The sequence below is a fragment of the Streptomyces griseorubiginosus genome (assembly GCF_036345115.1).
Lineage (GTDB): Bacteria > Actinomycetota > Actinomycetes > Streptomycetales > Streptomycetaceae > Streptomyces > Streptomyces griseorubiginosus_C.
Genome location: NZ_CP107766.1, coordinates 3614333 through 3635069, shown reverse-complemented (window position 1 = coordinate 3635069; position 20737 = coordinate 3614333). Strand labels below are relative to the sequence as shown.

General features: G+C 70.9%; 20 protein-coding genes and 1 riboswitch. Of the genes, 11 read left to right on the top strand and 9 right to left on the bottom strand.

Annotated features, from left to right (window positions below; translation table 11 throughout):
• Positions 1-2: 2 nt before the first annotated feature.
• Both OHN19_RS16230 and OHN19_RS16225 read right to left on the bottom strand, forming a co-directional pair.
• On the bottom strand, positions 3-581 hold the full coding sequence (locus OHN19_RS16230; protein WP_330264882.1) for a hypothetical protein: 579 nt from the start codon (positions 579-581) through the stop codon (positions 3-5).
• Positions 582-722: 141 nt separating this feature from the next.
• Positions 723-1577, bottom strand: a complete 855-nt coding sequence (locus tag OHN19_RS16225) for a hypothetical protein (protein ID WP_330269632.1) — start codon at positions 1575-1577, stop codon at positions 723-725.
• 134 nt (positions 1578-1711) lie between these two features.
• Here OHN19_RS16225 and OHN19_RS16220 point away from each other — a divergent pair, with 134 nt between their 5' ends.
• The 4 genes from OHN19_RS16220 (at position 1712) to OHN19_RS16205 (ending at position 6444) form a co-directional block, all read left to right on the top strand.
• Positions 1712-2080 carry a hypothetical protein gene (locus tag OHN19_RS16220; protein ID WP_330264881.1) on the top strand — a complete coding sequence of 123 codons (369 nt, stop codon included), beginning with the start codon at positions 1712-1714 and terminating at the stop codon, positions 2078-2080.
• 13 nt (positions 2081-2093) lie between these two features.
• Positions 2094-3278 carry a glutathionylspermidine synthase family protein gene (locus OHN19_RS16215; RefSeq protein WP_330264880.1) on the top strand — a complete coding sequence of 395 codons (1185 nt, stop codon included), beginning with the start codon at positions 2094-2096 and terminating at the stop codon, positions 3276-3278.
• 621 nt (positions 3279-3899) lie between these two features.
• Positions 3900-4751, top strand: a complete 852-nt coding sequence (locus OHN19_RS16210; protein WP_330264879.1) for an LLM class flavin-dependent oxidoreductase — start codon at positions 3900-3902, stop codon at positions 4749-4751.
• A 110-nt stretch (positions 4752-4861) separates the two neighbouring features.
• Positions 4862-4951: riboswitch (ZMP/ZTP riboswitch) on the top strand.
• A gap of 41 nt (positions 4952-4992) precedes the next feature.
• Positions 4993-6444 (top strand): glycine hydroxymethyltransferase, encoded by a 1452-nt coding sequence (locus OHN19_RS16205; protein WP_330264878.1) that lies wholly within the window; start codon positions 4993-4995, stop codon positions 6442-6444.
• 36 nt (positions 6445-6480) lie between these two features.
• On the opposite strand, the gene OHN19_RS16200 is transcribed toward OHN19_RS16205, so the two are convergent.
• The 4 genes from OHN19_RS16200 to OHN19_RS16185 form a co-directional block, all read right to left on the bottom strand.
• Positions 6481-7209, bottom strand: a complete 729-nt coding sequence (locus tag OHN19_RS16200) for a hypothetical protein (protein WP_330264877.1) — start codon at positions 7207-7209, stop codon at positions 6481-6483.
• A gap of 58 nt (positions 7210-7267) precedes the next feature.
• On the bottom strand, positions 7268-8002 hold the full coding sequence (locus tag OHN19_RS16195; protein ID WP_330264876.1) for a hypothetical protein: 735 nt from the start codon (positions 8000-8002) through the stop codon (positions 7268-7270).
• A 155-nt stretch (positions 8003-8157) separates the two neighbouring features.
• Positions 8158-9069: a hypothetical protein gene (locus OHN19_RS16190; protein WP_330264875.1), complete on the bottom strand. Its 912-nt coding sequence runs from the start codon at positions 9067-9069 to the stop codon at positions 8158-8160.
• The gene (locus OHN19_RS16185; RefSeq protein ID WP_330264874.1) at positions 9062-9622 is read right to left on the bottom strand and encodes an RNA polymerase sigma factor; all 561 of its coding nucleotides are present in this window, start codon (positions 9620-9622) and stop codon (positions 9062-9064) included. Before OHN19_RS16185 ends, OHN19_RS16190 begins: the two co-directional genes overlap by 8 nt.
• Before the next feature lie 142 nt (positions 9623-9764).
• On the opposite strand from OHN19_RS16185, the gene trpS reads away from it, so the two are divergent.
• Positions 9765-10778: a tryptophan--tRNA ligase gene (gene trpS, locus OHN19_RS16180; protein ID WP_330264873.1), complete on the top strand. Its 1014-nt coding sequence runs from the start codon at positions 9765-9767 to the stop codon at positions 10776-10778.
• 228 nt (positions 10779-11006) lie between these two features.
• Positions 11007-11591: a 2'-5' RNA ligase family protein gene (locus OHN19_RS16175; RefSeq protein ID WP_330264872.1), complete on the top strand. Its 585-nt coding sequence runs from the start codon at positions 11007-11009 to the stop codon at positions 11589-11591.
• 129 nt (positions 11592-11720) lie between these two features.
• On the opposite strand, the gene OHN19_RS16170 is transcribed toward OHN19_RS16175, so the two are convergent.
• Together OHN19_RS16170 and OHN19_RS16165 are read right to left on the bottom strand one after the other, a co-directional pair.
• Positions 11721-12476 (bottom strand): decaprenylphospho-beta-D-erythro-pentofuranosid-2-ulose 2-reductase, encoded by a 756-nt coding sequence (locus OHN19_RS16170; RefSeq protein WP_330264871.1) that lies wholly within the window; start codon positions 12474-12476, stop codon positions 11721-11723.
• A gap of 40 nt (positions 12477-12516) precedes the next feature.
• Positions 12517-13890 (bottom strand): FAD-binding oxidoreductase, encoded by a 1374-nt coding sequence (locus tag OHN19_RS16165; RefSeq protein ID WP_330264870.1) that lies wholly within the window; start codon positions 13888-13890, stop codon positions 12517-12519.
• A gap of 276 nt (positions 13891-14166) precedes the next feature.
• Between OHN19_RS16165 and OHN19_RS16160 the strand changes: the two genes are divergently transcribed.
• Positions 14167-15198, top strand: a complete 1032-nt coding sequence (locus OHN19_RS16160) for a YihY/virulence factor BrkB family protein (RefSeq protein WP_330264869.1) — start codon at positions 14167-14169, stop codon at positions 15196-15198.
• Here OHN19_RS16160 and OHN19_RS16155 read toward each other — a convergent pair.
• Positions 15143-16486 (bottom strand): D-alanyl-D-alanine carboxypeptidase, encoded by a 1344-nt coding sequence (locus OHN19_RS16155; RefSeq protein ID WP_330264868.1) that lies wholly within the window; start codon positions 16484-16486, stop codon positions 15143-15145. The two genes, OHN19_RS16160 and OHN19_RS16155, sit on opposite strands and share 56 nt — an antisense overlap.
• A gap of 91 nt (positions 16487-16577) precedes the next feature.
• Here OHN19_RS16155 and OHN19_RS16150 point away from each other — a divergent pair, with 91 nt between their 5' ends.
• From OHN19_RS16150 to OHN19_RS16135, 4 genes are all read left to right on the top strand, one after another.
• Entirely contained in the window at positions 16578-16838 is a 261-nt protein-coding gene (locus OHN19_RS16150; RefSeq protein ID WP_330264867.1) for an SCO4848 family membrane protein, read from the top strand.
• 6 nt (positions 16839-16844) lie between these two features.
• Entirely contained in the window at positions 16845-18299 is a 1455-nt protein-coding gene (locus tag OHN19_RS16145) for a metallophosphoesterase (protein ID WP_330264866.1), read from the top strand.
• 276 nt (positions 18300-18575) lie between these two features.
• The gene (locus tag OHN19_RS16140; RefSeq protein ID WP_330264865.1) at positions 18576-20132 is read left to right on the top strand and encodes an ABC transporter substrate-binding protein; all 1557 of its coding nucleotides are present in this window, start codon (positions 18576-18578) and stop codon (positions 20130-20132) included.
• A gap of 133 nt (positions 20133-20265) precedes the next feature.
• Positions 20266-20664, top strand: coding sequence for an ATP-binding protein (locus tag OHN19_RS16135; RefSeq protein WP_330264864.1), 399 nt, complete (start codon positions 20266-20268; stop codon positions 20662-20664).
• Positions 20665-20737 lie beyond the last annotated feature (73 nt).

The window sequence follows — 20737 nt, the reverse complement described above, 5'->3', positions numbered from 1 at the left end:
ACCTATGCGGTCCGTCTTTTGTGCCGTCCGCGGAGGGCCTGGAGCGGCGGATACAGCCATTTCTTGAAGAAACGCTGAAGCCGGGGCATGAGAATCCAGGTGACGAGAGCTGTCACACACAGGCACAACAGCAGCGTGCGGACGAGCGGATTGAGTCCGCCGAGATAAGGAAGAACGATCAGATTGAACAGGAGTACCGGTGGGAAAACCGCGCTCATGTTCACGAACCACAGTTTCCATTTCGCCGGCGGGGCGGGCGCCTTCGGTGTCGTGGTCTGGGAGTCGAACCACACCTTGGAGCCCCGCACGCTCCTGCGCTCCGTCTGCCGGGCGAAGTCCACGACCCTGACGTCCCACTGCGTCCGGGCCCCCGAATCCTCCCAGGCCCGGGCCGTCCCCTCGCTGGCGAAGCGATAGACCACATGCCACTCCGCCTCTCGGTCGACAAGGACGCCACCCCCCAGGAAACCCGGCTGCTGTGAACTCGCGGCCAGCATGGCCCAACCCCAGGAGTGGAAGTCGCCCTCACGGCCCGGCACCACGTGATAGGCCACGGTGACGGTGACGGGATTGCTGCTCACGCCTCCCAGTACGCAATGCCTTCACATCACGTTCAAATATCAACGACGTTTTTTCGAGTGTCCGGATCGTGACTTTTTATCGGACTTTCGGTCGCCATGGAGTATTCTGTCGAACTGTACCCGGAGTAACTTTCCGAGAATTCACGAAAGCTGTTTCCGGTCGGCATTCACCGGTGCCTCCCCGAACCTGGCCAGCGCCAACGCCCCCGCGACGGCCACGGTGAACCCCAGCACCGCCACCCACGCCATCCCCTCCCGTGTACGGTCCCCGAGCCACACCACCCCCACCAGCGCCGGCCAGACCGTCTCCCCGATCACCATCCCGGCGGTCGCCGTGGTCACCGAACCCCGTTGCAGCGCCGACGTCAGCGACAGAAAGGCCGCGCCCCCGCCGACAAGGAGCGCATAGACCGCCGGGTCGGCCACCAGATCCGACGGTGCCAACGAGTCGATCAGCCGGACCGACACCTCGACGACCCCGAACCCGAACCCCGCCCCCAGTCCGAGCACCAACGCCCGCCCCCGCTCCGGCAACCGCCCACCCAGCAGGGCCGCCCCCAGCACCGCCAGCGCCGTCCCGAGCATCGCGTACCCCAGCCACGCCGGCCCGCCACGGTCCCCCTCCGTCCCCGACGCGACCCCCAACAGTGCCATCCCCGCGCACACCACCGCGACCGCACCCCACTCGGCCCCGCTCAGCCGGACCCTCAGCAGCCGCGCCGAGACCACGGCGGTCACCGCGAGACTCGACGCCAACGCCGCGCCCACCGCGTAGATCGGGACCGACCGCAACGCGGCGATCTGCAACAGGAACCCCAGCCCGTCCAACGCCAGCCCCGCCAGATACCGCCACTGCCGCACCGCCCGCAGGAACAGCGTCACCGCGAACGCTGACCCCTCGCCGTCACCGCCGCCCGTATCCGCCGTCCGCGTCGCCATCGCCTGCAACACGGTGGCCGTACCGAAGCAGACCGAGGCCCCGAGGGCGCACACCATTCCAAAGAGCACAAAGTGACCTTAGGGGAGGCGGTGAAGGGTGGGCTGAATTCGGACCGGCTCTTACTCATCTCTAAGCTGTCCGCCGGATACGCACACCAGGTCCACGGCCTGACCAAGGGGGAGACACGAACATGGCGGACGCACGCCGACAACTCCGCTCGGGCACCATCGCACTCGGCGGTGTGGGACTGCTCGCCGCGGCCCTCACCGCCTGCTCCTCCGACCCCGACAAGCGCTGCGTCGACCGGGACAGCTACACCCTCGGCAAGGGCTACCAGGTCGTCGCCGACAAGAACTGCAAGTCCACCACCTCCGTCAACGGCTCCTACTACTACGGCGGCAAGAAGAAGGGCAGCTGGGTCTCGGGCGGCTCCTTCACCAAGAAGTCCGGCAAGAGTTCCGGCGGTTCGTCGAGCAGCGGCGGCAGCGGGGTCGACCGCGGCGGCTTCGGCAGCGGAGGCGACGGCGACGGTGGCGGCAAGGGCAGCTCCGGCGGCTGACGGACCGATCACCATGCGCCGACACACCATCACTCCGCGGCCGGGCTGGCAGCAGACCGTCGAATCCCAGGGCCTGATCTACCCCCTCACCCGCCACCCCGACGACTCCCTGCGCCCCTACTGGGACGAGAGCGCCTACTACTCCTTCACGCTCCCCGAGGTGGAGGCCCTGGAGGAGGTCGTCGAGGACCTCCACCGCATGTGCCTCACGGCCGCCGACCACATCGTCACCGCGAACCGCTTCGCCGACCTCGGCATCACCGACCCGCGCGTGGCCGAGGCGGTCGCCGAGGCCTGGCACCGGCGCGCCGAACTCCCCTCCGTCTACGGCCGCTTCGACCTCCGCCACGACGGCGAAAGCCCGGCGAAACTCCTGGAGTACAACGCCGACACCCCCACGTCCCTCGTCGAGGCCGCCTCACCCCAGTGGTTCTGGATGGAGGAACGCTTCCCGGGCGCCGACCAGTGGAACTCCCTCCACGAGCGTCTCGTCGCCGCCTGGAAGAACCAGGCCGCCCTCCTCCCGCCCGGCAGCCCCCTGCACTTCGCGCACTCCTCCGCCGACGAACTCGGCGAGGACCTCATGACGGTCGCCTACCTCAAGGAGACCGCCGAGCAGGCCGGCCTGAGCACCGACTGGATCTCCATGGAGGAGATCGGCTGGGACCCGCTCTCCGGCCGCTTCGTCGACAATCAACTCCGGTTCATCCGCAGCTGCTTCAAGCTCTACCCCTGGGAGTGGCTCACCACCGACCGCTTCTCCGGCCACGTCCTCGACACCCTCGACAACGGCGGCGGCACCGGCAGCACCCTGTGGATCGAACCCGCCTGGAAGATGCTCCTCAGCAACAAGGCGCTCCTGGCGATCCTCTGGGAGCTGTACCCGGACCACCCCAACCTCCTCCCCGCCTACCTCGACGGCCCCCGGGACCTGGCCACGACCACCGGCTACGTCGCCAAGCCCCTCCTGGGCCGCGAGGGCGCCGGAGTCACCGTCCACGAACCCGGCACGCCCTCTCCCCTCCGCGAAGAGGCCTGCTGCTACCAGGAACTCGCCCCCCTCCCCGACTTCGACGGCAACCGGGTCGTCCTGGGCGCCTGGGTCGTCGAGGACGAGTCGGCCGGCCTCGGCATCCGGGAGTCCTCCGGCTTGATCACCGACGAGTACGCCCGGTTTCTGCCGCACGTGATCCTTTGAGCGGACGGCGATGTAGGTGGGGGCGGGTGCGTTAGGGGCTCTGCCGGGGGAGGGGCTTGGCGGAGAAGGGTCCTGCTGGAGGGGCCTCGTCGGCGGAGCCTGCGAGGGGGCCTGCGGAGTGGGCCTGCGGAGGGGCCGCGGTGAAGGAGCCGTGCTGGAGGAGCCGTGCTGGAGGAGCTCTGCTGTGGCGCCGCGGTTGGGCTGGGTGGTCGGTCGGGGCGCCGGGCTGAGTGGGGTGGTTCGTCGGGGGCCGGCGGTCGCGTGGGTTGGTCGGTGGGCCGCGAGCGTGGGGCGGCGAGAGACCCGAGAGCGTCGGGCGGTGAGGGCCCCGAGCGTATGGGCGGTGCGGGGGCCGACGAATGCGGGCGGCAACGGAGAGGTGATGTGAGGGAGGGCAGGGCGTCACCGCGAGCCGCCCCCGAAGTCGGGTCCGCGCAGTCCCTGAAAACGCGTTGTCGCCTCGCGTCCCGTCGCGCTACGGTCGGCGCACTCTGACGCACACGCTCTCCAGAACCACGCCGCAGAACGGGAGCAGGCCCGCGCACAGCGCGCGGAGCCACGGAGGGGCGGCACCGGATCCGGCCGACCGGCGGATCCCTTACGCCCTCCGGAGGACCTCCCATGAACATCGGCCTCGGCCTGCCCATCGACGACCCCGCCCAGCTGCTCACCTGGGCCCGGCGCGCCGACACCAGCCCCTTCCGCACCCTCGGCCTGCTCGACCGCCTCGTCTACGACAACCCCGAGCCCCTCGTCACCCTCGCCGCACTGGCCGGTGCCACGTCACGCATCCGCGTCCAGACCGAGGTGCTCCTCGCCCCCCACCACAACACCGCCCTGCTCGCCAAGCAGACCGCGACCCTGGACCGCCTCTCGGGCGGCCGCTTCACCCTCGGCATCGGCGTCGGCGGCCGGGAGGACGACTGCCTGGCCGCCGGCATCGACCTCCACCGCCGGGGACGCCGCCTCGACGAACAGATGACCCGGTTGCGCCGCACCTGGTCCGGCGAACCGTACGGCGAAGGAGCCGGCCCCATCGGCCCCGCCCCCGCGACCCCCGGCGGCCCGGAGGTCCTCTTCGGCGGCTTCGCCCCTGCCGCCCTGGAACGCGTGGGCCGCTTCGGCGACGGTTTCCTCGGCGCCGCCCTGCCCCCCTCCTTCATGGCCAACCTGTTCCGCGACGCCGCCACGGCCTGGCAGAAGCACGACCGCCCCGGCCGCCCCCGCCTGGTCGCCCAGGCGAACGTCGCCCTCGGCCCGGACACCACCCTGGACCTGGCCCGCCGCAACCTCCGCGACTACTACGCCTTCAGCGGCCACGTCGAGTACATGGAGGCCGGCCTGCTCACCACCCCGCGACAGATCCGCGAGACCACCGACGCCTACTTCGGCATCGGCGCCGACGAGGTGATGCTCTACTGCTGGGCCTCGGACCCCGATCAGATCGACCGCCTCGCCGACCTGCTGTTCTGACGTCGTCCACCACCACGGCAGCGAGGCCCACACGCCCCATCCGGGCCTCGCTGCCGTCGCTCGCATGGTGGACGCCACCCGGGAGCCGAACGGCCTGCCCGGTAGGCTGGCCGGCAGGCCGTGACTGGCGCGCTGGGATGGGACGGACCATCGGGGAGCGGCCTGTGAATGACCAAGTGCCGTGCGCCTGGGCCGAACCGTGATCCGTGACCGCTTCAAGCCACGCAGCCCGGAGGCCGCCATGTCAGAGCAGCAGCCCCTGTCCCCCGAGTCCACGGCCTTCCGCGCCGCCCTCGACGTGATCCGCGCCGTCGAGCCGCGCGTCGCCGACGCCATCGGCCAGGAGGTCCACGACCAGCGCGAGATGCTCAAGCTGATCGCCTCCGAGAACTACGCCTCCCCGGCCACGCTCCTCGCGATGGGCAACTGGTTCAGCGACAAGTACGCCGAGGGCACCGTCGGCCGCCGCTTCTACGCCGGCTGTCGCAACGTGGACACCGTCGAATCCCTGGCCGCCGAGCACGCCAAGGAGCTCTTCGGCGCCCGCCACGCCTACGTCCAGCCGCACTCCGGTATCGACGCCAACCTCGTCGCCTTCTGGTCCGTCCTCGCCCAGCGCGTCGAGGTCCCCGCCCTGGAGAAGGCCGGCGCCCGCCAGGTCAACGACCTCTCCGACGCCGACTGGGCCGAGCTCCGCCAGGCCTTCGGCAACCAGCGCATGCTCGGCATGTCCCTGGACGCCGGCGGCCACCTCACCCACGGCTTCCGCCCGAACATCTCCGGCAAGATGTTCGACCAGCGCTCCTACGGCACCGACCCCGCCACCGGGCTCGTCGACTACGACGCCCTGCGCGCCTCGGCCCGCGAGTTCAAGCCGCTCATCATCGTGGCCGGCTACTCGGCCTATCCGCGTCTGGTCAACTTCCGGATCATGCGGGAGATCGCCGACGAGGTCGGCGCCACCCTCATGGTCGACATGGCCCACTTCGCCGGTCTCGTCGCCGGCAAGGTCCTCACCGGCGACTTCGACCCGGTCCCGCACGCCCAGATCGTCACCACCACCACCCACAAGTCCCTGCGGGGCCCGCGCGGCGGCATGGTGCTGTGCGACGACTCCCTCAAGGACCAGGTCGACCGCGGCTGCCCGATGGTCCTCGGCGGCCCGCTCCCGCACGTCATGGCCGCCAAGGCCGTCGCCCTCGCCGAGGCGCGTCAGCCCTCCTTCCAGGACTACGCCCAGCGCATCGTCGACAACTCCCGCGCCCTGGCCGAGGGCCTGATGCGCCGCGGCGCCACCCTGGTCACCGGCGGCACCGACAACCACCTCAACCTGATCGACGTCTCCTCCTCCTACGGCCTCACCGGCCGCCAGGCCGAGGCCGCCCTGCTGGAGTCGGGCATCGTCACCAACCGCAACGCGATCCCGGCCGACCCGAACGGCGCCTGGTACACCTCCGGCATCCGCATCGGCACCCCCGCCCTGACCACCCGGGGCCTCGGCACCGCCGAGATGGACGAGGTCGCCGGACTCATCGACCGTGTCCTCACCACCACGGAGTCCGGCACCACCAAGTCGGGCGCCCCGTCCAAGGCCGCGCACATCCTCGATGCGAAGGTCGCGGACGAGATCTCCCACCGGGCCACCGACCTCGTGGCCGGTTTCCCGCTGTACCCCGAGGTCGACCTCGGCTGACCCTTCCTCTCTTGAGTTGTCAAAGAACGGTGACTCCTAGAGATCGATGAGTTCCTGTCGTGGCTCCTCCCGCGGCGGTCCGGCTCCCGGCCGGGCCGCCGCGCGGCGTATCAGCCGGGTGCCGCCGGCCCCGGCTGCGAACCCCACGGCAAGCCCCGGCACCGCCCACCAGGCGCCCTGCGGGTCGGCGCCCCCGCCCCCGTGACCGCCTCCGGGACGGCCCGAGCCGGTATCGCCCAACAGCCCTGCCCGGTCCAGCCTTTCGAAGACGGTCCGCTCCGCCCGGTGCCAGCGGATGTCGTCGTCCTCCCGCTCCGGGGCCGGATCCGTGCGCACCCACGGTGTGCCGTCTCCGGTCAGGAACAACTGGTCCTGGCGCTCCACGGCCACATCACCCCCGGGCGCCGAGTGCGTCCGCGGCCAGCCGCCGACACCCGTCAGCCCCCACACCACGGTGATCCGCGCCGGCGGATAGCGGCCCTCCTGCCAGCTGTCCGACACCCGCTCGGTGCCCGCGTACGTCGGCTGCAACAGCTCCCACAGGCGAGCGAAGTACGGCTCGTCGGAACGCACCGCCTCGGTCCGGCCCGTGCCACCGGTGACCACCATCGCCAGGTCGGGCCTGTCGAGACCCGCCTCCCGCGCGGACGCTGTCGCGGCGTCGGCCGCCGGAGCCCCGCACACGGCCACCGCCAAAACCGCCGGTGCGAGCGCCCATAACGCCCCGCGCGGCCCGAGCCGCAGCCCACCGTGCATGTTCCGCATCGCATCCCCCTCGATCGACACAGCCTCGTCAACTCAAGCTCGCGAACGCCTCCCTTCGTCACACATCACGCAGTTCCTGCCGCGGCCCCGGGTCCCGGCGCAGCCGCTCCCACCGCATTCGCAGCACGAACGGCCGCAGTACCAGAGCCAGTACCGCTCCCGCCACCAGGCCCGGAAGAGCCCACCACCACTGGACCCCCTCCGCCGCCGAGGACCGAACCACGGCCGCCGAGCTCTCCGCCGCCCCCGGGCCCGCCGACCCCACGTCCGCCGCCCCCGCGCCGCTCCGCGCGTCCTGCTCCGGCTCCTGATCCGGCTTGGGCTCCGGGAAGATGGCATGGCCCTCGCCGGAGGCCTCGCCCATCACGCCCAAGTCCTGGAGCAGGGCGCGCAGTTGTATGGGGTCGCTGGTGCGGTGCCACTGGCCGTTCACCGACTCCGGTACATGCTCCGCGGTGTGTATCCACACCTCGTTCGAGTCGGCCGCCGGGAAGACCTGGTCCAGCCGCCACGGGGAGATGTCGTGCGCCATCCAGGTGACGTTGATCTGACGGGCGGCGAGCAGGTTCGCCTCGGGCGGTTTGCTTCGCGTGCCGGAACCCCGAGGGCCCAGGAGCCGCTCCAACTCGCCGTACTCCTCGTCGGAGTAGTAGAGCGACGCCGTCTCCCCGCTCTCCGGCGAGACCACCAGCACGCTCGTCGGCCCGCCTGCCGACGCGAGGGGCGCACCCCACAACGTCAGCGCCAGGCCGGCCGCCAACGCCCCCAGTCCCGCCGCCAGTTCACGGCGCAAGCCCCTCCGCCCCATCTCAAGACATCGGCCCCTCCGGCCCGCCTCACGACTCCTCATGCCAACCCCCACCAGACGATCCCCGTGCGCCCCGTCCCCGGGCCGCTTGTCACTTCTGGTACACCGCCCGGCTCGCCGGGGTTCCCACCCCGCGCGCACTATTTCGGGGTTTTCCCGGCGCCCTCGTCCGTCGGGTCGCCGAGCGACTGCGCGATCTTCACCGCCCGTTCCTTCGACGCCACGCCCTCGAGCCGCAGCGTCACGCTCGCTCCGCCGCCGTGATGGATCCACAGCAACGTCGGCCCGGCGGTCCGCTCCGTGCGGGTGAAGCGGTCCCCGTCGTCGTCGACCAGCCAGAAGCCGAGCAGATGGGGGTGCGGGAACCACAGGGCGTGGTCCTGCACCCCGTCGGCTCCCGGAGGGCCGCCCAGCGCGATCCACTCCGGCGGCTCGCGCAAGGTCTTGGCGAAGCTGGGGTCGAGCCGCTGCGGGAACTCGTCCAGCCGGATCGTGTGCCCGCCCTCCCGCCAGCACAGGCTCATCAGGAACCGCCCCTGCGGCTCGGCCGTCACCGTCACCGCACCCGGAGTGCCGAGCGCCTTCGGGACCAGCGGTGCGAACCCCGCCCGCCGCTCGGCCTGCGCGAACGACACCGAGCGACCGCAGCCGGGCACCTCGGCCCCCGGCGAGGGCACCGCCGACGGGTCGTAGCGCACCTCGACCCCGCCGAAGTCGAACCAGTCCAGGACCGCCGCCCGTACCGGGGGTGTGAGCGCGAGGACCGCCAGGAGCCCGCACAGTGTGGCGGTCAGCGCACGCCACCGCGTCCGCGTCCACCGACGCACCGCCCGCAGCCGCTCACCGGGACCCGGCGGCTGGGCCACCGGGACCGCAAGCCGCTCGGCGAGTATCTGCTCCAGCACCCGCTCGACCATCGACTCGGCCCCAGCCCCACCTCCCGCACCCGGCGCGTCCAGCGACCGCCCGAGCGCCCGCAGCTCCTCGGGCAACCGGGACGCGCGCTCACGCGCGCTCCCGCCGGCGCCCTCGTCGCCGTAGGACTCATTCACGCTCGTCACCTCCTTCCCGGGGCTCGAAATCCGGCAGCAGTTTCCCGAGCCTGCGCAGCGCGCGGTTCAGTCGGGACTTGACCGTCCCCTTGGGCCAGCCCAGGGCCTGGGCCGTCTCGGACTCGTCCATCTCCAGCAGATAGCGGTAGGTGACGACCAGGCGGTGCTCCTCGCTCAGCTTGTCCAGCGCGGACTCCAGCGCGGCGCGGCGCTCTATCTCCACCGCCGCCACCGCCGGGTCCGCCGACTCCGGTATCAGCGGCTCGGCCTCCGCGAAGGCCGCCTCGCGGCCGGCGAGGGTGCGCTGGCGGGCCGCCGTACGCACTGTGTTCCTCGTCTCATTGGCCACGATCGACAGAAACCACGGCTTGAACGCCGAGCCGTCCTTGAAACGGCCCAGCGCGCAGTAAGCCTTCACGAAGGCCTGCTGCACCACGTCCTCCGCGTCCGCCCCCGCCCCGAGCGCGGCGGCCGCCCTGAGCGCGATGCCCGTATGGGCCCGCACCAGGTCCGCGTACGCCTCCGGGTCTCCGGCGCGTACGCGTGCGATCACCGCGGCCTCATCGACGATGCGGCCCCCCTCCCGCGTCCTCACAGGATTGGTACACCGCCCGGACCGAATCGGTTCCCACCCGTGGCGCTTCTGTTTCCGACTGGTTCCGGATCGGCCCCCGACACCTGAGAGAATGGTGAGCATGGCCTCTGATCGACCCCGCGTGCTCTCCGGAATCCAGCCCACCGCAGGCTCGTTCCACCTCGGCAACTACCTCGGCGCCGTCCGCCAGTGGGTGGCCCTCCAGGAGTCCCACGACGCGTTCTACATGGTCGTCGACCTGCACGCGATCACGATTCCGCAGGACCCGAAGGAGCTCACGGCCAACACCCGCCTGGCCGCCGCCCAGCTCCTCGCCGCGGGCCTCGACCCCGAGCGGTGCACGCTGTTCGTCCAGAGCCACGTCCCCGAGCACGCCCAGCTCGCCTGGGTCATGAACTGCCTCACCGGCTTCGGCGAGGCCTCCCGCATGACCCAGTTCAAGGACAAGTCCGCCCGCCAGGGCGCCGACAGCGCGAGCGTCGGCCTGTTCACGTACCCGATCCTCCAGGTCGCGGACATCCTGCTCTACCAGGCCAACGAGGTCCCGGTGGGCGAGGACCAGCGCCAGCACGTCGAGCTGACCCGTGACCTCGCCACGCGCTTCAACGGTCGCTTCGGCGAGACCTTCACGATCCCGAAGCCGTACATCCTCAAGGAGACGGCCAAGATCTACGACCTCCAGGACCCGTCGATCAAGATGAGCAAGTCGGCGTCCACGCCGAAGGGCCTCATCAACCTCCTCGACGAGCCGAAGGCCACCGCCAAGAAGGTCAAGAGCGCGGTCACCGACACGGACACCGTCATCCGCTACGACACCGAGAACAAGCCGGGCGTCAGCAACCTGCTCACCATCCACTCGACCCTGACCGGCACGAGCATCCCGGAGCTGGAGCAGCAGTACGAGGGCAAGCTCTACGGCGCGCTCAAGACCGACCTCGCCGAGATCGTCGTCGACTTCGTGACGCCCTTCCGGGAGCGCACCCAGCAGTACCTGGACGACCCGGAGACGCTGGACTCGATCCTGGCCAAGGGCGCGGAGAAGGCCCGCGCGGTCGCCGCGGAGACCCTCTCCCAGGCGTACGAGAGAGTGGGCTTCCTGCCCGCCAAGCACTGAACGCCGCACCGAGCGCCGTACCCAAGGCGCAGTGAAGGCCGGACCGACCTCCGGCACCGGCCGTCACCATCGGCGGCCGGGGCGTACCACCGCACACCAGCACCACCGGGCAGAGCGCTGCACATCACTACGCCTGCGCCTGCCCACAACACAGCCGTGGCCGTACAGTCGATAGCCGGACGGCCGGGAACGAATCCGACAGGACGACAGGGACGAACAGGAGACGACGTGGGGACCGTAACGATCGGTGTGTCGATCGCGGTCCCGGAGCCTCACGGCAGCCTGCTCCAGGAGCGGCGCGCGGGCTTCGGCGACGCCGCGGCTCATGGCATCCCCACCCATGTCACCCTCCTGCCGCCGACAGAGGTCGAGGACAGCGCGCTGCCCGCCATCGAGGCGCACCTCACCGAGGTCGCCGCGGCGGGCCGGCCCTTCCCGATGAAGCTGTCCGGCACCGGCACCTTCCGGCCGCTGTCGCCGGTCGTGTACGTCCAGGTCGCCCAGGGCGCCGAGGCCTGCACGTGGCTCCAGAAGCAGGTCCGTGACGCCTCCGGGCCGGTCGCAAGGGAACTCCAGTTCCCGTACCACCCGCACGTCACCGTGGCGCACGGCATCGACGAGGCGGCCATGGACCGCGCCTTCGAGGAACTCGCCGATTTCGAGGCCGAGTGGCCGTGCACCGGGTTCGCGCTCTATGAGCAGGGCGCCGACGGGGTGTGGCGAAAGCTGCGGGAGTTCACCTTCGGGGGCTCGATCGTGCCGCCCCAGGCGGGCCACGTGAAGCGCGGCTCCCTGCCGACCAGCCAGCTGTAACCCCGGTCACAAGGCCACGCAGCCTGCTGTAACGCTGGTTACGAGGCCACGCACCCCGCTGTAACCCTGGTTACAACGCCACGCCCCCCGCTGTAACCACAGCCACACCCGCCGTACCCACAGCTACAGCTACAGCCCCAGCCGTCGGAACACCCCCCGCGGCACATGCCGCAGCGCCGACATCACCAGCCGCAGCACCCCCGGCACCCACACCGTTTCCGAGCGGCGACGCAGCCCCAGTTCGATCGCCGTGGCCACGGCCTCCGGAGTGGTCGCGAGCGGTGCTTCCTCCAGGCCGGCCGTCATCCTGGACCGGACGAAGCCGGGGCGTACGACCATGACGTGCACGCCGGTGCCGTGGAGCGCGTCGCCGAGGCCCTGGGCGAAGGTGTCGAGGCCGGCCTTGCTGGAGCCGTAGATGAAGTCGGTCCGGCGGGCCCGTTCCCCGGCGACGGAGGAGAGCACGACGAGCGAGCCGTGGCCCTGGGCCTGCAACGCGCGCCCGGAGACCAGTCCGGCCGAAACGGCTCCCGTGTAGTTGGTCTGCGCGACCCGCACCGCGGCGACCGGCTCGCGCTCGTCGTGGGCCTGGTCGCCGAGGATCCCGAAGGCGAGCAGCACCATGTCGACGTCGCCCTCCGTGAAGACCTTGCCGAGCACCGCCTCGTGGGACTCGGGGTCCAGCGCGTCGAAGGCGACCGTGTGGACGTCGGCCCCCAGGGTGCGCAGTTCCGTGGCGGCGCTCTCCAGGGCGGGGGAGGGGCGCCCCGCCAGCCACACCGTGCGGACGCGGCGCACGACGAGACGGCGGGCGGTGGCCAGCGCGATCTCGGACGTGCCGCCGAGGACGAGCAGGGACTGGGGGAGACCGAAGGCGTCTTTCACGAGCAGCTCCTTGGGGCGGCCCGCGGGCCGCCGGGGTCGGCTAGAGGGCGAGACGGCGGGACAGGTCCGAGGTGAACACCCCGCGCGGATCCAGCTCCGCGCGCAGCGCACGGAAGTCGTCGAGACGCGGGTACATGGTGGCGAGCAGCTCCGGCCGCAGCCGGGAGTCCTTGGCGAGGCAGACCCGCCCGCCGACGGCGGCCACCTCGTCGTCCAGCGCGTCCAGGAGAGGGCCGAGACCGGGAAGGCGGGCCGGGAGGTCGAGGGCCAGCGTCCAGCCCGGCACAGGGAAGGACAGCCAGCCCGGGTCGGCGTCCCCGAACCGCTTCAGGACGGCGAGGAAGGACGGGCACCGGTGGCCGGAGACCCGCCGCACGATCCGGTGCAGCGCCTCCTCGTGGCCGTGCCCGACGACGAACTGGTACTGGACGAGGCCGCCGCGGCCGTAGACCCGGTTCCAGTGGGGCACGCCGTCCAGGGGGTGGAAGAAGGCGGGGATCCGCTGGAGGCGGCCGGTGCGCGCGCGAGGCGCCTTCCGGTACCAGAGCTCGTTGAACAGCCCCACGGTCGTGCGGTTGAGCAACCCCTCGGGAAGGAAGGCGGGCGGGGACGGGAGGCGCGGGGTCCGGAAGGCCAGCGCATTCCTACGCGCGCGTGTGCCACGTCCGGGCGTCCCTGAAGCTCTCAGCGCGTCCAGCGGAGCATGGTTCCCCCGCGTCAGCACCGCCCGTCCCGTCGCCGCACCGCGGGCCAGCAGGTCGATCCAGGCGACCGAATAGCGGTACGCGTGATCGGTCGCCGTCAGACGGGCCATCAGGTCGTCGAGGTCACGCGCGCGTTCCGTGTCGACCGACATCAGCGAGGTCTCGACCGGCTGGAGCTGGACCGTCGCGGTGAGGATCATCCCGGTCAGGCCCATGCCACCGGTGGTCGCGTCGAACAAGGGTGTGTCCCGCCGTACGGTGCGGATCTCGCCGTCGGCGGTGAGGAGTTCGAAGGACAGCACATGGCGGGAGAAGGAGCCGGACACATGGTGGTTCCTGCCGTGGACGTCGGCGCCGATCGCTCCGCCGACGGTGACATGGCGGGTGCCGGGCGTCACCGGCACGAACCAGCCGAGCGGCAGCAGCACCTCCATCAGCCGGTGCAGGGAGACGCCCGCGTCGCACAGTACGGTGCCGCCGTCCGCGTCGATCGCGTGGACGCGGTCCAGGCCGGTCATGTCGAACACCGCGCCACCGGCGTTCTGCGCCGCGTCCCCGTACGCCCGCCCCAGGCCCCTCGGGATGCCTCCGCGGGCCCCGCAGCCCCGCACGGCGGCCACGGCCTCCTCGTAGCTCCGGGGGCGGGTCAGACGGGCCGCGGTGGGGGCGGTGCGGCCCCAGCCCGTGACGGGAACGGTGTCGGCAGACATGCCGGTGACCGTATCGCCGCTACAGCTGCGATTCAGTCGTAAACATCCGCTTCCTCCCCGAAATGGGTGATTAATGGGATGTCGCTCAATATTTCCGGAGTTCGGGTCATGGTCCCGTGAACGGTGAGTCCCCATGGGCGGGATGAACCACCTCGGCCGGGGCGCCTACGGTGGGCCGACACTCCTGCCCGAGCTCCCACGCCACCTCGGCCGCGGCACGGCGTGTTTTCGGGGTACCCGCACATCGGTCGTCCGCACGGAGGGCAAGATCCGATCATGGACTGGCTGAAGAGACTCCCCGTCGTCGGGCCCCTCTGGGTGCGCCTGACGGCCACGCACGCGTGGCGGTCGTACGAGCGGCTGGACCGGGTGAAGTGGACCCGGCTGGCCGCGGCGATGACGTTCACCAGCTTCGTCGCGCTGTTCCCGCTGCTCACCGTGGCCGCCGCGATCGCCGCCGCCACGCTCAGCACCGAGCAGCAGAACGAACTCCAGGACAAGATCGCCGACCAGGTGCCCGGCATCTCCGACCAACTGGACGTCGGCGCGCTGGTCCAGAACGCCGGCACCGTCGGCCTCATCGCGGGCGCCGTCCTGCTGTTCACGGGTATCGGCTGGGCGGGTTCCATGCGCGAGTGTCTGCGCGCGGTGTGGGAGCTGCCCGACGAGGACGAGAACGTGATCCTGCGCAAGGGCAAGGACTTCGGCATCCTGGTCGGGCTCGGCGGCGCGGTCCTGGTCACGATCGCCATCTCCACGATCGCCTCCGCGATGGTCGGCTGGATCACCGACCAGCTCGGCATCGACCGCGAGGGCTGGGGGAGCCTGCTCCTGCAAGCCGCCGCCTTCCTCGTCGCCGTACTGGCCGACTTCCTGCTCCTGCTGTACGTCCTGACGCTGCTGCCCGGCGTCGAACCGGCCCGCCGCCGGCTGGTCGTCGCCGCGCTGACCGGCGCGGTCGGCTTTGAGCTGCTGAAGCTGCTGCTGAGCGGCTACATGCAGGGCGTGGCGACGAAGAGCATGTACGGCGCTTTCGGTGTCCCCGTCGCCCTGCTGCTGTGGATCAACTTCACGTCCAAGCTGGTGCTGTTCTGCGCCGCATGGACGGCGACAGGCAGCAAAGAGCAGGAGCTCGAAAGCGGTGACCTCAAAGACCAGGAGCTCGAAAACAGCAACCTCAACGACCAGGCGCGCAACGACGAGGACCGCAACAACCAGGACCGGGACGACCAGGACCGCAAGACCCCGCAGCTCAAGGACGAGAAGAGCGGCGACGTACCAAATCGGGCAGCGGCCAGCGGCGGTTGACGAGGAACGCGCCGGCCGCGAGCAGCACCAGCAGCCCGCCGGTGATCGCGACGGCCGTCCACACGCCTCCGGAGCCGCCGTCGGTCGTCGCGGACGCGACGGGCTTGGCCGAGGCCCCGGAGTCACCCGAGCTGTCCGAGCCACCGGACCCGCCCCCGGCCTCGCCCGAGGTCCCCGGCTGGGTGCCGGACTGCGCGCCCTTCGGCGGCACCAGCTCACCCACCGGCTCCACCTTGCCGGCCGCTTTGAAGCCCCAGTCGAAGAGCTTCGCGGTCTCCTTGTAGACCTCGTTGTGTTCTTCCTTGGACGGGTTCATGACCGTGACGAGCAGCACCCTGCCATTGCGCTCGGCCACGCCGGTGAAGGTGGCGCCCGCGTTGGTGGTGTTGCCGTTCTTCACACCTGCGATGCCCTGGTACTGCGCGATGTCGTAGTCGCCGCTCAGTAGCCGGTTGGTGTTCTGGATCTCGAAGGGCTTACGTACGGTCTTGCCCTTCTTGTTCTTCGTCGTCGCGCCGGGGAACTTCGCGGTGACCGTCGAGCAGTACTCGCGGAAGTCCTTCTTCTGCAGTCCTGAGCGGGCGAAGAGGGTCAGGTCGTAGGCGGAGGAGACCTGGCCGGGAGCGTCGTAGCCGTCGGGGCTGACCACGTGCGTGTCGAGGGCCTGGAGCTCCTCGGCGTGCTCGTTCATCTCGGCGACGGTCTTGGCGACGCCCCTGTTCATCGCCGACAGGACGTGCACGGCGTCGTTGCCGGAGCGAAGGAAGACGCCGAGCCACAGGTCGTGGACCGTGTACGTCTCGCCCTCCTTTATCCCGACCATGCTGGAGCCGGCGCCGATGCCCGCGAGGTCGGAGGGGACGACCTTGTGCTTCTCGGTCTTGGCGAACTTCGGCAGCACGGTGTCCGCGAAGAGCATCTTCATGGTGCTCGCCGGAGGCAGCCGCCAGTGCGCGTTGTGGGCGGCGAGCACATCGCCCGACTCGGCGTCCGTGACGATCCAGGAGCGCGCGGTGATGTCCTTGGGCAGCACCGGGACCCCGCTCGCCAGATTGACCTGCGTGCCCGCCCGGCCGAGCCGCGCGCCGCCCACGGTCGACATCTTCGCCGGGGGAGTGACCGAGGGACTGGCACTCGGCGAGGACGAGGCACCGCTCGGCGAAGGACTGCTCGGCGAAGGGCTGGGAGCCGCGAGCGCGACGGGCGCGGTCAGCGCGAGGGACGACAGGGCGGCGGCGGAGGTGACCAGCAGGGATCGCCCGATGGTCTTCTTCTGGGGAGCGGACACGTTCAGGAACGTACATGGCGCGGAGCGTGAAGTCCCACCGCCCTCCCCACCCCGGACGCCGAACCGGACATGGGGCCGCGATACTGGACTCATGAAGCTCAGCCGCCCCGTCTCCTGGTTCCTGCTCGCCTTCGGGGTGTGGAGCTGGATCATCTGGATCACTTTCGTCAAGAACCTCGTCAAGGACGCCAGCGGGCTGGCCTTCGACGACGCGGGTGACCCGACGGGGTACTTCTGGGTGCACCTGCTGCTGGCCGTCGTCTCCTTCGTACTGGGGACGGTCGTCGGGCTCATCGGGTTGCGTGGACTGCGCGCACTGCGTGGGAACTCACAGCCGACCCCCGAGAGTTGACACAGCGTGATCATCGTCTTCGCGCTGCTCGCGCTGACCGTCCTGGTGACGGCCAACTGGTACCTGTGGCGCCGCCTGTTCCGCGACACCACCGGCGGCCCCGGCCGGGCCCGCCGGGTGGGCGCGGCGGTCATCGGCGGCGGCTGGGTGCTGGCGATCGGTGCCCTGGTCGCGGAGCGCGCCGGCGCCCCCTTCTGGCTCCAGCGCGTGCTCGCGTGGCCCGGCTTCCTCTGGCTGGCGCTGTCGATCTACCTGCTGCTCGCGGTCGTGGCGGGAGAGGTCGTACGACCCCTGCTGGCACGTCTCCTCGAACGCCGGGACAGGCGCCGCGAGCCCGCCCCGGCCGCCGTACCGCATCCGGAGCCGGTGCCCGCGGGAGCGCCCGCCCAGGAGCGGCGGGAGGCCGAGGAGCAGCGCAAGACCGACGGAGAGGGCCTGAGGCCGCCTCAGGGACCGCGTAAGGGCGGCCCGGCGGCACCGGCACCCGAGGAGCCCCGTCCGACCGGATCGGGCCCCCTGGAGCCCGCCGCGACCACCTCGGTCACCACCACGTCCGAAAACCCCCTCGCCACCTCGTCCGGCAACCCCGGAACCCCCGGCAACCCCGGAACCCCCGGAACCCCCGAAACCCCCACCCCCACCCGCCGCCTCTTCGTCTCCCGCATCGTCGCCGGAGCCGCCGCCGCGGCCGCCGTCGGGACCGTCGGTTACGGCACCTACGGCGTCCTGCGCGGCCCCGGCGTCAAGCGCGTCACCGTGCCGCTGGCGAAGCTCCCGCGCGGGGCGCAGGGTTACCGGATCGCGGTGGTCAGCGACATCCACCTGAGCCCGGTGCTGGGACGCGGCTTCGCCCAGAAGGTCGTCGACACCATCAACTCCACCCAGCCCGACCTGATCGCGGTCGTCGGCGACCTGGTCGACGGCAGTGTGAAGGACCTGGGCCCGGCGGCCGCCCCCCTCGCCGGACTCCGGGCACGGCACGGCTCGTACTTCGTCACCGGCAACCACGAGTACTTCTCCGGCGCCGAGCAGTGGGTCGAGGAGGTACGGCGGCTCGGCCTGCGCCCGCTGGAGAACGACCGTACGGAACTGCCGTGGTTCGACCTCGCCGGTGTCAACGACATCGCGGGCGAGAGCGAGGGCCAGGGCCCCGACTTCGCCAGGGCGCTCGGCGACCGGGACACGGCACGCGCGTGCGTGCTCCTCGCCCACCAGCCGGTCCAGATCCACGACGCGGTCGACCACGGCGTCGACCTCCAGCTCTCCGGCCACACCCACGGCGGCCAGCTCTGGCCCGGCAACCTCATCGCCGAGGCCGCGAACCCGACGGTCGCCGGTCTCGAGCGCTACGGCGACACCCAGCTCTACGTCAGCCGCGGCGCCGGCGCCTGGGGCCCGCCCACGCGCGTGGGCGCCCCCTCGGACATCACGGTGATCGAACTGGCGTCGCGGCAGGCCTGAACGGCGACTCACGGCACCCGGCGCCAGGGCACCCAGCACCCGGCGCCAGGGCACCCAGCACTCCAGCACCCAGCACCCGGTGCCCCAGCCCCCACACCCTCACGCGAAGCCCCTGTGAGACCCCTGTGAAACATGGCCGAAATTCCTTGCGGTAACGTCTTGCCCAACTCGACAAATCCCTCTTCCCCCAGGTGAAACACCTGTGATTAGGTGATCCGCGCCACTAGGGGGTGGCATGTGCACTGGGGCCCACAGGGGTCCGGGGAGGGCAAACCGATGCGGTCGGTTCGCGTGCGGATTCTCGCGACGCTTCTTGTTCTGGGGGTCGTGGGAGTAGGCGGCTGGCAGTTGCTCCCGTCCGACGGGAGCACGGGCAGGACGATCAAGGTGGGGACGACCGACGAGGTCACCTCGCTCGATCCGGCCGGCGCCTACGACGCCGGTTCCTGGGCGCTGTTCAACAACGTCTTCCAGTCACTGCTGGCCTTCGAGCCGGGCAGTGCCACACCCGTGCCCGACGCCGCCGAGAGCTGCGGCTTCGTGGGCAGCGGTCTGCGCACGTACCGCTGTGAGCTGCGGGAGGGGCTGAAGTTCCCGAGCGGCCGCGAGATGACCGCCGAGGACGTCAAGTACTCCTTCGACCGGGTCAAGAAGATCAACTCGGACGTCGGCCCGGCCGCTCTGCTGGACACCCTCCAGTCGGTCCAGGCCGACGGCCGCACCGTCACCTTCAGGCTGTCCTCGCCCGACGCCACCTTCCCGTTCAAGGTCGCCACGGGCGCCGGGGCCATCGTCGACAGCAGTAAGTACCCCGCCAACTCGCTGCGCAAGGACAACGAGGTCGACGGCACCGGACCGTACGAGCTGACGTCGTACAGCAAGGGCAAGAAGGCGGTCCTCGCGCCCAACCGCGACTACAAGGGCGAGATCAAGAGCACCGGCCGACCGGTCGAGCTCGACTACTACGGCGACTCGGCCAAGCTGAACAGCGCCTGGAAAGCCAAGAAGCTCGACGTCGCCTACCGCCAGCTGCCGCCCGGTGTGCTCGCCGGACTCAATCCGAGCGACCCCGGCCAGCGCGTCTCGGAGGCCGACAGCTCCGAGATCCGCAACCTCTACCTCAACACGCGCGCGGGCAAGCCGCTGCACGAGACCAAGGTGCGCCAGGCCATGGCCTGGCTGATCAACCGCGAGCAGCTGGCCGCCTCGGTGTACGAGGGGACCGTCGACCCGCTGTACTCGCTGATCCCGACCGGCATCACCGGCCACACCACGTCGTTCTTCGACGCCTACCCGCAGCCGAGCGTCAAGAAGGCGCGCGCCCTGCTCGCCCAGGCCGGTGTGACCACCCCGGTCAGCTTCACCTACGGCTACGGCCTGAACTCCGGTTCCGCCGCCGCGGAGGCCAAGGAGCTCAAGAAGCAGCTGGAGGCGGGCGGCCTGTTCAAGGTGACGCTCAAGGGCTACGAGTGGACCGACTTCCAGAAGAGCTGGGCGAGCGGGAAGCTGGACGCCTACGCGGTCGGCTGGGTGGCCGACTACCCGGACCCGGACACCTACGGGTCCCCGCTCGTCGGCTCCGACGGCACCATGAACACCGGCTACAGCAGCCACGAGGTCGACCACCTCATCCAGGACAGCCGGCGGTACGCCGACCGCAACGAGGCCGAACAGGACTTCCGTGACCTCCAGGCGGACATCGCCCACGACGTCCCGGTCATCCCGCTCTGGCAGGCCAAGGACTACGTCGTGACCAGCGAGGACGTCGGCGGCGGCCAGTACCTCTCGGACGGCACCGGCGTCTTCCGCCTCTGGCGCCTCAACTGGATCTGACCCGACGGGATCGCGCCGCATCCGGTGCCGTGCGTGACGCATTTCCATGGAACCGGCATTCGCCCGAGTGACGCCGGGCAGCCACTCGACGCAGCACCATGTGACGGAGGTGTGCGTGGGGTGAGGAGCAAACGTGTTGAGACGCAACTCCTTCCGGCTGCCCCGGCATCCGGCTTCCGTCGGTCTCGCCCGGCGCCGGGTCCGTGACCATCTGGCCGACTGGGGGCACGGACCGGACGATCCGGCGCTGGCCGACGCCGTACTGCTGGTCTCGGAACTGGCCACCAACGTGGTGCGCCACGGGCCGCTCCTGGAGCGGGAGTTCGAGGTCGCGGTGACCGCCCTGGCCGACGGCTCCTGCCTGATAGAGGTCTCCGACGAGGGCCGCCTCGAACCCCGCCTGCGGGTCGTCGGCGAGTTCGAGGAGACCGGCCGCGGCCTGCACCTCGTCGAGAACATCGCCGCCGCCTGGGGCGTCTGGACCCGCGGCAGGCACGGCAAGACCGTCTGGGCCCTGATCCTGGCCAACTGACACCAGCGATACGGCCGTACACCCCCGCCCCTCCCCCTACCCACCCGGCCCCCTCCCCGGCACCCCACTCCAG